This is a genomic window from Vibrio sp. B183 (assembly GCF_000740665.1).
Lineage (GTDB): Bacteria > Pseudomonadota > Gammaproteobacteria > Enterobacterales > Vibrionaceae > Vibrio > Vibrio coralliilyticus.
This window is the reverse complement of sequence record NZ_JPQB01000031.1, coordinates 1-12,331: the sequence shown is the minus strand read 5'-3', so window position 1 is coordinate 12,331 and position 12,331 is coordinate 1. Positions and strand designations below refer to the sequence as shown.

At 47.0% G+C, this 12,331-nt stretch carries 12 protein-coding genes; 6 read left to right on the top strand and 6 right to left on the bottom strand.

The features are described 5' to 3' along the window. The first annotated feature begins 205 nt into the window (after nt 1–205). From IX95_RS23800 to IX95_RS23790, 3 genes are all read left to right on the top strand, one after another. Nucleotides 206–973 carry a winged helix-turn-helix domain-containing protein gene (locus IX95_RS23800; RefSeq protein WP_038164560.1) on the top strand — a complete coding sequence of 256 codons (768 nt, stop codon included), beginning with the start codon at nt 206–208 and terminating at the stop codon, nt 971–973. Beyond that, nucleotides 970–1,431, top strand: coding sequence for a hypothetical protein (locus tag IX95_RS23795; RefSeq protein ID WP_019277631.1), 462 nt, complete (start codon nt 970–972; stop codon nt 1,429–1,431). Before IX95_RS23800 ends, IX95_RS23795 begins: the two co-directional genes overlap by 4 nt. Before the next feature lie 335 nt (nt 1,432–1,766). Then, entirely contained in the window at nt 1,767–3,248 is a 1,482-nt protein-coding gene (locus IX95_RS23790; protein ID WP_038164558.1) for an aerolysin family beta-barrel pore-forming toxin, read from the top strand. A 67-nt stretch (nt 3,249–3,315) separates the two neighbouring features. Here IX95_RS23790 and IX95_RS23785 read toward each other — a convergent pair whose 3' ends face one another. The 3 genes from IX95_RS23785 to ftnA all read right to left on the bottom strand — a co-directional run bounded on the left by IX95_RS23785 (nt 3,316) and on the right by ftnA (nt 5,542). Continuing rightward, a complete protein-coding gene (locus IX95_RS23785) occupies nt 3,316–4,509 on the bottom strand; it encodes an NAD(P)/FAD-dependent oxidoreductase (protein WP_021457710.1) in 1,194 nt (397 codons plus the stop codon). Between the two features lie 107 nt (nt 4,510–4,616). After that, on the bottom strand, nt 4,617–4,940 hold the full coding sequence (uspB, locus tag IX95_RS23780; protein WP_006957549.1) for a universal stress protein UspB: 324 nt from the start codon (nt 4,938–4,940) through the stop codon (nt 4,617–4,619). Between the two features lie 74 nt (nt 4,941–5,014). Continuing rightward, nucleotides 5,015–5,542 (bottom strand): non-heme ferritin, encoded by a 528-nt coding sequence (gene ftnA, locus IX95_RS23775; protein ID WP_006957548.1) that lies wholly within the window; start codon nt 5,540–5,542, stop codon nt 5,015–5,017. A gap of 154 nt (nt 5,543–5,696) precedes the next feature. Between ftnA and uspA the strand changes: the two genes are divergently transcribed. Both uspA and IX95_RS23765 read left to right on the top strand, forming a co-directional pair. Then, nucleotides 5,697–6,122, top strand: coding sequence for a universal stress protein UspA (gene uspA / locus IX95_RS23770; protein ID WP_038164556.1), 426 nt, complete (start codon nt 5,697–5,699; stop codon nt 6,120–6,122). 56 nt (nt 6,123–6,178) lie between these two features. Next, the gene (locus tag IX95_RS23765) at nt 6,179–7,060 is read left to right on the top strand and encodes a carboxylate/amino acid/amine transporter (RefSeq protein WP_038164554.1); all 882 of its coding nucleotides are present in this window, start codon (nt 6,179–6,181) and stop codon (nt 7,058–7,060) included. A gap of 36 nt (nt 7,061–7,096) precedes the next feature. On the opposite strand, the gene IX95_RS23760 is transcribed toward IX95_RS23765, so the two are convergent. The 3 genes from IX95_RS23760 to IX95_RS23750 all read right to left on the bottom strand — a co-directional run bounded on the left by IX95_RS23760 (nt 7,097) and on the right by IX95_RS23750 (nt 11,742). Beyond that, nucleotides 7,097–7,660, bottom strand: coding sequence for a hypothetical protein (locus IX95_RS23760; RefSeq protein ID WP_038164552.1), 564 nt, complete (start codon nt 7,658–7,660; stop codon nt 7,097–7,099). A 101-nt stretch (nt 7,661–7,761) separates the two neighbouring features. Beyond that, complete coding sequence (locus IX95_RS23755; protein WP_038164550.1) at nt 7,762–8,541, bottom strand: class I SAM-dependent methyltransferase; 780 nt, start codon at nt 8,539–8,541, stop codon at nt 7,762–7,764. Nucleotides 8,542–8,595: 54 nt separating this feature from the next. Next, on the bottom strand, nt 8,596–11,742 hold the full coding sequence (locus IX95_RS23750) for an EAL domain-containing protein (RefSeq protein WP_038164548.1): 3,147 nt from the start codon (nt 11,740–11,742) through the stop codon (nt 8,596–8,598). 94 nt (nt 11,743–11,836) lie between these two features. Between IX95_RS23750 and asnC the strand changes: the two genes are divergently transcribed. Then, a complete protein-coding gene (gene asnC / locus IX95_RS23745) occupies nt 11,837–12,301 on the top strand; it encodes a transcriptional regulator AsnC (RefSeq protein ID WP_038164546.1) in 465 nt (154 codons plus the stop codon). Nucleotides 12,302–12,331: the final 30 nt, after the last annotated feature.

Below are 12,331 nucleotides of genomic sequence, written 5' to 3'. Positions count from 1 at the left end.
GCATCTTTTCCTTCCTGCCCAGCCAAAGGTTTCTCACTCGCACTTTCAATCACTTGTTTTCACTACATCAACATCGACTGTCGATTCAATGAGACAGAGCCAACAATTGATTAAAAAATATTCATGCGGTTGCATTGTCATAATAGTATATTGATCCTCTCAATAAGATTTGAGATGACAACAATAACTATAAAAAGCTGGCTGTATGATTATATTTCACTCTGTTCAGAATAAGCTTTCTAACACACAACGCGTCATTAAGATTGGTTACCGTGAAGCACAGGTTCTTGACCTACTGCTCAAGCACTCCCCTGAAGTTGTCAAAAAGCCTGACATCATTCAACACGCTTGGGGCAGTGAATATATTGGCGAAACGTCACTCGCGAAAAGCATCAGTACACTTAGGCAGGCCCTACTAAAACTAGGAGCCAAGGAGTCCCCGATTGTGACTGTGCCTAAAGTCGGCTATCGACTGATCAGCCATTGTATTGAATATGCGCCCGCTGAACCGCCACCGCAAATAGACAAATCCAACCCAGCGCCCAACCTCCCTACATCCGCTGCATCATCGAACCAGAGTGTTACATCCAACTTGTCTTTAAAGGAGTGCAAATCACCGCTGTGTTATGTCGCCGCGATTGCGCTGCTCTTTGCCTCCAGCATCTTGGCATTAAGTAAAGTACATGGCTGGCGCTGGGAAGACATTCCGAGCGATCAACATCTGGCAAGGCACACGGTCGGACAACTCCAAGTCTTCACGGAATCGGAAACTCGCCTGAGTTTACCGCTACGCCAGTTGCTCTCGCAGAATCAATGCGATTGCGTGGTATACATAGAAAAAAACGAGCGCTTTTCAGAGCTGTCGTTGCTAGATAGGCAGCGTCGCCAGTCGATTAATGTCTTTTATGCACCGGGACAGTTAAAACAAGTCTCGGCTCAGGTAGAACGTTTTATTCAGGAGGGACAACAATGATCCCATACCTCACTCTAATAATCGCTACGATCATCTTTTCTATTGTCCTTAACCTACCTTGGTCGAACCGTATTGAGGATAACCGTTATCAGCACAGCGAAATCCATATCCAACCCGACAACCAAATTTTTCGCTCTGATGGACTGACTCGTATTGAAAACAACGAAGTCGTTCACCTTGCTTCACTTCAGGATGACAAAATGGAGCAACCGATAGTGATTCGTTTTCAGGGCCAAGCGGAATCGTTCAGCCAGTTCGGCTTTTCACTCTCCGGCATCATTAACTTACTCTCAGTACAGAAGTTAAGGCCTGTGATGAATGACGCCACCATTTCGCCATATCTACTGCTCAATGATGATCCTTACACGCTGGATATCGATATCCTCTATTCAGCCAACTGCTTTGTCATAGTCCGCGATAGACAAACCGGCCGGGCCCAACTGCTCGCCAAACGCTAAGCCTATCACTAGATTCTTACCTAACATTTTTTCTTTCCCTTCGCACGGGCTTCGCCTGTGCAAGTACCTCTGCTTTTCCGCTATCTAAACGCACCACAATTTTTCTAAATCTCATCGAAGCAAGATCACAAGCTGTAAACAGTCCGTGTTTGCGTTGCATGAAATAAATAATCAAAACAATACAACACACTAAATTTTAAAGGAAATAAAATTCAACTCTTTTCAGTACTGTAAATTATATGACTATGGAAAGGTAAACCTGTTGCTTTTGACAAGCAGCCAACAATGACAACACAACATCATAAAACTAAGAAAAATCACGAAAGGAAACGTCTATGTCTACGGTGAAAAAACATGTGTTATCAGCAGCTGTTCTTTCCGTTCTATCTGCAGGCGCGCAAGCTAAGATTTATCCTGACCAGTTAGTGCTTGATCAACTGGGTGAAGATGTCTGCCGTTCTGGCTACCGCCCGATTGACCGCTTCGAAGCATCCGAACAGAAGGACTATATTGTTTCTCGCATGGGTCAGTGGCAAATCGCTGGCTTAAAAGATAATTGGGTGATCATGGGACCTGGCTACCATGGTCAAATTAAGCAGGATAATCCCAATGGCAGTACTTGGTGTTACCCTGACGATGCTTTGTCTGAAATTCCAAACTACTCCTCAAAGTCCATTCCAGAAGGTGACGAGCTGGATATTCAGTATGAACTGGTAACCAACCACTCTAATTTCGTCCGTCCGTTGAGCTACCTCGCCCATTACCTCGGTTATGCTTGGGTTGGTGGCAACCATAGCCAATATGTCGGCGAAGATATGGATGTCAGACGTGAAGGCAACGGTTGGGTGATTCAAGGCAATAATGACGGTTCATGCGATGGCTATCGCTGCGATGAGAAAACCAAAATCACTGTCGATAACTTTGCCTATACCCTTAACAACAGCGATTTCTGGCACGGTACGGTGACCGAATCGGATCGCCAGCTGGTGAAAACCGTAACGGCGGTTGCTCGCAACAACAGTGACATCCCACAGCAAGTGGTAGTGGACCTGAAAGTGGATGAATCCACCAATTGGTCTAAAACCAACAGCTATGGCTTTGCTCAGAAGGTATCGACAGAAAACACCTTTAAGTGGCCTTTGGTCGGCGATACTAAGCTGACGATTACGCTCGAAGCCAGTCAGAGTTTCGCCAACACGAATGGTGGGTCCACCAGCGAGCAGGTGACGCTTCAGGCAAGGCCTACGGTGCCCGCGCACTCTGAAATCCCGATTCGTGTCGAGCTTTACCGTTCCAGCATCTCTTATCCATACCGCTTTGGCGCGGACATCAGCTACGACGTCGAATTTAATGGCTTCCTACGCTGGGGTGGCAACGCTTGGCATTCTCACCCAGACAACCGCCCTTACAAAGCACACACCTTTACAATGGGACGCGGCAGTGAGAACTCAGCAGATATCCGTTATCAATGGGATCACCGTTATATTCCAGGTGAAGTCAAATGGTGGGATTGGAGCTGGGCGATCAATGAAAATGGTTTAGGTAACATGCAGTACGCGACAGGAGCAAGCCTACGCCCGTTTTACTCTCATGTTTCCGGCGATTTCTACGCGGAATCACAATTTGCTGGCACGATCGAAATTGGTCAAGCCACACCGATTGGCAACGCTGCACAAAGCAACCGCGCCAAACGCTCTGCGGAAGCTCTGGTTAGTGAACATATCGGTGATATAGAAGTCACAACCAACTTTGACGCACAAGAACTTGAGGCACTTGGCTTTGGTGATGCTCAGCTGACCATCACACCAGCCAAATAACTTTGCCTGTAGCCCGAAACGCAAAACGGAAGAGCTCCCCACTCTTCCGTTTTTTTCTTGATAAGACTTATACCCACTGGCCGGCAACAAACCCTGAGCTCCAGCACCACTGGAAGTTGTACCCTCCAAGCCAACCCGTCACGTCCATCACTTCGCCGATGAAATACAGGCCTTTGACATCCTTGCACTCCATCGTTTTTGAAGACAGGTGATCGGTATCAACGCCACCTAGCGTTACTTCCGCAGTGCGGTACCCTTCCGTTCCGTTAGGCGCGATGGTCCAATTTTCTAGTTGCTGAGCAATCTGCTTCAGCTGATTCACACCAAACTGCTTGAGTGGCAGATCGGTCAACACTTTACGCTCAATCAGCACTTCTACTAAGCGCTTCGGTAAGACTTTGGCTAGGGTGTTTTTCAGGCTTTGGTTGGGGTGCTTTTCCAAAGAACGGCTCAACAAGGTATCAATGTCAGCTTCCGGTACCAGATTCACGGTCACTGCCTCGCCGGGCTTCCAGTAGGAGGAAACCTGCAGGACAGACGGGCCAGATAACCCTCGGTGAGTAAACAGCAAGGCTTCTTTGAAGGTTGTATTGTTTTGCGTGGTAATTTCGACAGGAATCGCGATACCGGACAGCTCGGCGAAATCCTCTTTATCTTCTTTGTGTAAGGTAAATGGCACCAAGCCCGCCGTCGTCGGCAACACGGGTAGCCCAAACTGCTCTGCGACTTTGTAGCCAAAGGGTGTAGCACCCAGTTTTGGCATCGACAATCCGCCAGTCGCTACCACCAAGGAGTGACATTCAATCACATCGGTATTAGCGTGCAGCTCAAAGCCCGTGTCGGTTTTTTCGATATGGTGAATGTCCTGACGATAACGTTGCTCAACCGTCGGCAAATCGCACTCTGCCAACAACATTTTGACGATGTCTTTCGAGTCACAATCACCAACACAAAACAGCTGACCATGATCGCGCTCTTCAAACTGGATTTCATGTTTGTAGATCATCGAGATAAAGTCCCAGTTGGTGTACTGGGCCAGTGCCGATTTTACGAAATGCGGATTACTGCACAGGTAGTTTTTGGCTGAGACATCGTAGTTAGTGAAATTACAACGCCCACCACCCGAAATAAGAATCTTGCGGCCCGGTTTTTTAGCGTGATCCAGCACAAGCACTTTTCGCCCACGCTTACCCGCTTCTGCAGCACACATTAATCCTGCCGCACCTGCACCGATGACGACCACATCAAACTTTTCCGCCATGACCTTTTCTCAACCAAAATCCAATAAAAAAGGATGTGCATTTAGCACATCCTTAGCCAGTTTCGGCGCTATTCTAACCACAAATGGAACGCTTGCCAAATCACCTGTTATAAGATGAATGCCGCAAGTAAAGTTACCCCGAGTAGTGACGTAGAAAGAATAAAGAGTTCTCTGACCCGTTCGCATTTGCCGGTAAACACTTCATCATGGTGATGGTGGTACTCTTTGCTCTTCAGATAATGAAACAGACGCACTTGTTTAGTGACATTACCATGAGTGGTAAAGAAGCCGTTTCCATCGACTTGCTGATAGAGCAGCGGGTGCGCTTCACGCATGATGTAGATGAGAGAACGCAGTGCAGTCAAGTATCTGGCCATGTTCACCAGAGTTACCAACATAAGCGTGAATAGAATGGTATCAGCATTGATCATCTTTTCCTCCCTACACCTTCTACCTGAAGCCCAGAAGAAAAAGACGATCTGCTTAGAGAGTCTTTCGCTGAAGTTTATTCAGCAGGGGCATCCATGATAGAAGATGAACCTTCTTTCGCTAGAGCCGCTAGGTCTTTGTCGATAAAGAACAGCGCCTTGCCGTCTTCACCAACCAACTCTAGCTTGTCTAAAATCCCTTTAAACAACTTCTCTTCCTCGTGCTGCTCAGCGACGTACCACTGCAAGAAGTTGAAAGTAGAGTAATCTTGGGATGTAAACGCTACGTGAGCCAGCGTGTTGATTTTCTGAGTAATCATCTGCTCATGCTCGTAGGTTTCACGGAAAACATCGCCTAGGCTGCCAAACTCATGTTTTGGTGCATCGATCGCACCCAGAATTGGCATCGCGCCAGTCTCGCTCACATAAGTGAATAGTCGCTGCATATGCTCCATTTCTTCTACGGCGTGTGTACGTAAAAACTCAGCAGCACCTTCGAAACCATTGTCTTCACACCAAGCACTCATTTGTAAGTATAGATTGGATGAGAAAAATTCGAGATTAATTTGCTCATTCAATTGATCAACCATTGCCTGTGAAAGCATTTATCACTCCTAATTAACTCGATGAACTTCAATGAACTATATCATTAGCCAACCATAACACTTTGACGAATGAATGTGGATCTGAGATCACTGCGGCAAAAATATTCTAACCTTAATGCTAACCTGTAATTAGACACCTAAAGGAGATAGCACTATGAGTTATCAGCATATTTTGGTTGCCGTTGACCTATCTGAAGACAGTAAGGTTTTGGTCGACAAAGCGGTGGCTCTCGCCAAACCTCTTCAGGCCGATGTCTCTTTCATTCACATCGATGTCAATTACGCCGAACTGTATACCGGGCTGATTGATATCAATCTGGCCGAGACTCAACACCAGGCGATTGAAGCCTCACAACAGCAACTACAGAGCTTTGCAGAGCATGCAAATTATCCGATCAAGCATGCGCTCGTAGGTAGCGGTGATTTGGGTAATGAGCTGTGCGATACCATCAAAGAGTTCAATATCGACATGGTGGTCTGTGGTCATCATCAGGATTTCTGGAGCAAACTGCTGTCTTCCACCCGACAGCTGATCAATTGCTCTCCGGTCGACATGTTGGTCGTGCCACTTAAAGACTGATCACTGCAGAGTTTTCGTATAGACTGCAGAGCAGTTGTTGATAATGAGTATTAATTATGGGTTATCTATCTGCAGTCACCCTGTTGTGGGCGTTCTCATTTAGCCTGATTGGCGTTTACCTTGCTGGTCAGGTTGATTCTTGGTTCTCTGTACTGATGCGCGTTGCGCTCGCCAGTTTGGTGTTTATTCCATTCCTTAAGTTTAAAGGGGTCGATAAATCGCTAATCATTAAGCTGATGACCGTGGGCGGTTTCCAGCTTGGTTTAATGTATTGCTTCTACTACCAGTCTTTTCTTTTACTCTCTGTACCGGAAGTTCTACTGTTCACCGTATTCACACCTATCTACGTCACCTTGATTTACGATTTACTCAAAGGTCGATTCTCTCCTTGGTATCTGGTCACTGCGGCTATCGCGGTGGCGGGCGCGGCCTTTATTAAGTTTGCAGGTATCAATGAGAACTTCCTGATCGGTTTCCTTGTCGTGCAAGGTGCGAATATGTGTTTTGCCATCGGTCAGGTGGGTTACAAATACCTGATGGAGAAGCAACCGGTTGATTTACCCCAGCATACAATCTTTGGTTATTTCTACTTAGGTGCTCTGTGTGTTGCCTTAGTGGCGTTTGCGTTGATGGGCAATATCGATAAGATGCCAACCACCAGCACGCAATGGGGCATTCTGATTTATCTAGGTCTGATCGCTTCAGGTTTCGGCTACTTTGCCTGGAACAAAGGAGCAACTATGGTGAACGCTGGCGCGCTAGCGGTTATGAACAACGCGCTGGTTCCTGCGGGGCTAATCGTCAACATAGTGATTTGGAATCGAGACGTTAACCTAACCCGCCTAGCGATTGGCGGTGCGATCATCATGCTGTCGTTGTGGATTAACGAAACCTGGGTCAAACGTAAAGTCGCCCAAAGTTATCAAGCTGCAAGCTAACAAAAAAACGCTCTCCAGTTGGAGAGCGTTTTTTTATCAATGCATATTGGGTGTCGATGCCGGTTCGAACATTTCTGGTGGCAGGTTCAAGGCAGGGTTTTGACTGAGACGTGCCTTAATTTTAGCCTCGTGCTTTTGCAGTTTGTGTTGCTTCTTAGCCAGCTTCAATAGCTTCTTCTGCTGCTTGTAGTGTTTCTTAAGTGCTTTCTTAGCCTTCTTAATCGCTTTCTTATCGGACAAGTCCAACGTCAGCTCGTCAGCAGGGGTTTTGGCTTCTGTAGGCACCTTAGGCTGTGCTTTCTCTTTAACCCGCTCCACCACGCGGCGCACTGCTTGAGACTTCTCTTCAGAAAGACGAGGCACTTGAGTCTCTTGAGGTGGTAAAGCTTCCGCTAACAAACCACAGGCACGTTGTTGCTCTATAGGTTTGTTCTGGCACTGCTGAGGAGGAATGGCGGCAGGTTTGCACAAAGAGGTTTTCTCTGCTGAAGAGCGAGCACAAGAACGACAGACAAACTTAGGTGCGACCACCAAACGATGGATTTCATTTAATCCATCGGCAATTTGCTTGCGATTCATCTTACAAAGTCGTTTAGCCATGCTACCACTCCAGCTAAGAATACGAATAATTCTTAGTATGATATACCTGCATGGTGACGATTAAGCAAGCACTAAATAACGCTGTAAAACGCAATTGAGTGCTAAGTCATTGATGCATTCACATAAACGTCAAAACGATTTTTTTTCGTCTCAATAGCCATCGCGGGCTTTTGCCCGTCCAGCCATTCGGCATAGTTAGGTCTCTTAACCACCACCCTTTTGCTTGCAAGGGCTAACGCAGGTTCTAACAGCTTATCAGCATCCAGATCAGCCCCGACCAGAGACTGAAACACTCGCATTTCTTTTTTGACTAATGCGCTCTTCTTTTTGCCTTCCGGGTGCGGGTACATAGGGTCCAAGTAAACCACATCAGGCTTAGTAAACTCGGCGTCGCTGACGAGAGATTCTAGGGCGTTATGGCTAGAAGCATGCAGCAGAGACATCCGCTCGCTGACCCAGTCTCCGATTTCTGGGTCTTGCTTCGCACGTTCAAGGCCATCATCTAACAGCGCAGCCACAACAGGGTGACGTTCCACCATCTGCACTTTACACCCAAGTGAGGCTAGTACAAACGCATCACGCCCCAACCCCGCCGTACCGTCGAGCACAGTGGGAGTCACGCCTTTGTTCAAACCAGCGGCTTTTGCAATCGCCTGCCCTTTTCCGCCACCAAATTTGCGCCTGTGAGCCACTGCACCACCCGCTAGGTCGACGAAGATAGCGCCCAACTTAGGCTCATCGACTTTACGCAGCTCTAAGCGTTCCGCAGTCAGAACCAAAGCAAAAGCGCTTTGTTCATCGTGTGAGAGCCCCCAGCGTTGAGCCAACTGATTCAGTTGCTCATTTCGGTTCGGGTCTTCACTAATGAGTTGTAGCTGCACGATAGGCTCCATAGGGGTGGTCAAATTTCTCGGGCGCCAGTGTAATGGATTTTGCTATCCGACACTACGCTTGTCAGTCAGCAGCTCATCGACCAGCTCTTCAAGTGGTTTGGGTTTGCCAATCACATAACCTTGGGCGTAATCCACACCTAGTTCCACTAGAAGATCAATGATGCGGCTATTCTCAACAAATTCGGCAACGGTTTGTTTGCCCATCTGCTTAGCTAAATCATTGATCGAACGGACCATTAGGTGGTCGACTTCATTGACGTCAATATCACGGACAAACAAGCCATCGATTTTCACGATGTCTACTGGCAGTTTCTTCAGATAACCAAACGAAGAGAGGCCTGAACCAAAGTCATCCAATGCAATTTTACAGCCCAACCGCTTAAACTGAGAGAACAGCTCTATCGCTTGATTCATGTTACTCATCGCAGCCGTTTCAGTAATTTCAAGACAGATTTTTTCACACGGCACAGGGCTGTGCTGAAGCGTATCCAGTAGGAAAGCAATAAACTCCTTATTACCCATCGAGTGGCCAGAGAGGTTAATCGAACACATGCCAAGATTCGCCAACGCCTCAGGATTGGCAGCCAGCCAATTTAGGGTTTGAGTCACTACCTGCTTATCCAGCAACTGTGCGATATTGTAGCGTTCTGACGCTGGCATAAAGATACCCGGAGAAATGTATTCCCCTTCGGCATTGCGAATACGGATGAGGATCTCGAAATGCATCGGCGCATCGTCTTGGCTCAAAGCCAGAATCTGCTGGGCAAACAACTCAATCCGATCATTCGCCAACGCATTGTGCACTAAGCTGACACATTCCATTTCCTGCTCACGTCGCTGAAGATCAGCATCATCCTGGCAGTAAAGGTTATAGCGGTTACGCCCTTCCTCTTTGGCGGCATGACAAGCCGTATCAGCCTGGGCATGAACCATTTGAGGAGAATCAGCGGTATGGTCAATCAAACGGATACCAATGGAGCAAGTCATATTGAGACGGATGTCATCCCAGACAAAAAGTTGCTCACTGAGTGTCATAACAATCGTATTGGCAACGTTTTTGGCGTCACGCTCAGTGCAGTCTTTGAGTAGTACTGCAAACTCATCGCCGCCCATGCGCGCCAAAATAGCGTTATAAGGCAGCACCTCTTCCAGCATGCTGGCACAGAACTGGATAGCGGTATCTCCAGCCTCATGGCCCGCAGTATCATTGAGTACTTTAAGCTGGTCGAGGTCCAAGTACAGCATGGCGTGAGTCCGAGTGTAGCTCTCTACTTCCAGTAACGATTTTGCCAGCTCCATTTCAAAATGATTTCGGTTAAACGTTCCTGTCAGCAAATCGTGACGAGCCTGATATTCCAACTGCTCTGCCAGCTTCTTAGTCTCGGTAATATCCTCACCGACAATCAGCAAATGCCCAGACTCAACCAACGGGCGAATGTTCTCGCGAACCCAGACTGCTCTTCCGTCAGCGTGACGATATTCAATTTCACGTCGCCACACGCCGCGCATCGCTTGCTTAGGTTGCAACAGAACTTGCCTTGGGGTGACTGCATCTTGATGAAAATAGAATTCACCCAACGAGTGACCCAGTACTTGGTTCGAGGTATAGCCGAGCAGCTGTTCAGCAAAGTGATTAACCTGCTGAATACAGTTGTGGTCATCTAAGGTGATCATCATTACAGGTTGCTGGTCGTAGTAATGACTTAGATTCGCTTCTCTTTGGTACAGCCGCGCTTCGGTAATTTTCCTTGAGGTAATATCTCGTGCTTCGAGCAGAAAATCAGCCCCCTGCCCAGTCTTGGGTAAAGGCTTAAGCGAGATTTCCAGTACAATTGAACCTTGTTCTGAGTGCCAGATTTCGGCTTCAAACTGAGTGTTTTGCTCTGATTCATCGGTGTTAAAGTAGCTTTTCAACTGCTGGGCTGCTTGATCTTCCCAATGCTGATGCTGCCAGATAGGCCGATCAACACTGAAGTCCTGATGGTAAAACAATTCCTGGAGCTTACTGTTGCTTGAAACAGTCCGTCCCTGAGCGTCTAACAAGCCGATAAAGTGATAGCTCTGATCAAAGACCATTTCGATTAATGTCTGGCTTTCCTTGGCTAGGGTCTCGCTTTTTTTCAATCGGCTCAAGTAGTAAACCAAAACCACAATGATGACGGACAAGAGCACGACCAGACTGGCAACCGCTCGAAGCTCCTTTTGAAACCGCACTGTGAAAGGTTGAGGCTTGTTAAATAAAGTGGATATTGCTTCGCCCTCAATGCCTAATCCCCATCTCACTACCGCCTGATAATCAAGTTTGATTTCTGGAATACCCGCCTCCACTTTAGGTAGAGTTTTCGAGGTGGAATTCAGCACTTTCAATAATTGCTGGGCGGCTTGCTGGCCTTGCGTTCTGCCACTCAAAATTACCCCGCCAACCGCTCCATGACCTAGTCCTAGATCATGTACCATATAAATCGGCGATTTAGACTCTTGATTGAGCTGCTCCCATTCATCTTCTGTCGCAACGCGCCCATTCTTGTCTCGGTAATAAACCCAAAACAAAACAGCACTGGATTTGTCTAATGAAGAAGTAAACTCGATCAGTTGTTGGTAAGTTTCCGGAACCAGTTGTTCAACCATAGTTTGATACTCAGTATTGAGCGTTAGAAATTGCTCGACCTGCCGCCTGACAGCCTCACCAGTTACCGAATAATCACTCACTATGTATATCTTCTCTACCTCTGGCTGAATCCGCTCGATAAGCGTGACATTGCTATAAATATCGATGTCTTCAATAACGCCTGTTGCTCGTAACTGAGAGTGCATCTGCGGGTTGTAGTTATTGATACCGCCAAATATCACAGGCGTGTCACCGATTTCCGGCGCTAAGCGCTGCATCAGATTAAGTGCGTTATTGTCACTGACAACAATGGCAGAGAAGGTTTCTTGAGAAAGTTTGGTTTGGTAGAGCTTGTAGAGTTGCTCCAGATAGGCAGGGTTTTGTAGTCGCTTTGAATCGAGGTACACCACTCGTGTGGTAATGCTCTCGCGACGCAGAATGTCTTCTAGGCCATATTGGAAGGCGTCAGTCCAGAAAAAGCCCTGATGGTAAGAGTGAACAATCAGTACATCTTTATCTTTAGCGTGTGCATGAGAAAGGGCTGCAGAAAATACAGCTAGAAGAATCAGACAAAAGCGCACTAAAATAGCTCTCAGATAAAGTTAGCGATTAGTTTAATAGTATCACTGTTGTTGATATTTTGAACTAAAGACATAGCGTTAAGTAGGGATGAAGATGCAAGCTCACAACACCAAGCTCGATGACCTCGACCGTGCGATTTTAAAAACCCTGATGGAAGATGCCCGAACACCTTATGCTGAAATGGCTAAGCAGTTTGAGGTCAGCCCGGCCACGATTCATGTGCGAATTGAAAAGATGAAAGCCGCGGACATCATTCAGGGAACGGAAGTGATCGTCGACACCAAGAAGCTGGGCTATGACGTGTGCTGCTTTATCGGTATTAACCTCAATGCCGCGCGTGACTATCACTCCGCTCTAAAAAAGCTCAACGCGTTAGAAGAAGTGGTTGAGGCCTATTACACCACAGGTGCATACAATATTTTCGTTAAGCTGATGTGCCGCTCGATTGAAGAACTACAGTTTGTGCTAATTGATAAGCTTCAGGCGATTGACGAAGTGCAATCGACTGAGACTCTTATCTCCTTACAAAACCCAATCAATCGAAACGTTAATCCGTAATAAATTATCCAGTAAAAATCCACCTGCATA

Coding starts and splice junctions, on each gene's coding strand:
- IX95_RS23800 (WP_038164560.1), top strand. CDS start 206: ATGATTATATTTCACTCTGTTCAGAATAAGCTTTCTAACACACAACGC.
- IX95_RS23795 (WP_019277631.1), top strand. CDS start 970: ATGATCCCATACCTCACTCTAATAATCGCTACGATCATCTTTTCTATT.
- IX95_RS23790 (WP_038164558.1), top strand. CDS start 1,767: ATGTCTACGGTGAAAAAACATGTGTTATCAGCAGCTGTTCTTTCCGTT.
- IX95_RS23785 (WP_021457710.1), bottom strand. CDS start 4,509: ATGGCGGAAAAGTTTGATGTGGTCGTCATCGGTGCAGGTGCGGCAGGA.
- uspB (WP_006957549.1), bottom strand. CDS start 4,940: ATGATCAATGCTGATACCATTCTATTCACGCTTATGTTGGTAACTCTG.
- ftnA (WP_006957548.1), bottom strand. CDS start 5,542: ATGCTTTCACAGGCAATGGTTGATCAATTGAATGAGCAAATTAATCTC.
- uspA (WP_038164556.1), top strand. CDS start 5,697: ATGAGTTATCAGCATATTTTGGTTGCCGTTGACCTATCTGAAGACAGT.
- IX95_RS23765 (WP_038164554.1), top strand. CDS start 6,179: ATGGGTTATCTATCTGCAGTCACCCTGTTGTGGGCGTTCTCATTTAGC.
- IX95_RS23760 (WP_038164552.1), bottom strand. CDS start 7,660: ATGGCTAAACGACTTTGTAAGATGAATCGCAAGCAAATTGCCGATGGA.
- asnC (WP_038164546.1), top strand. CDS start 11,837: ATGCAAGCTCACAACACCAAGCTCGATGACCTCGACCGTGCGATTTTA.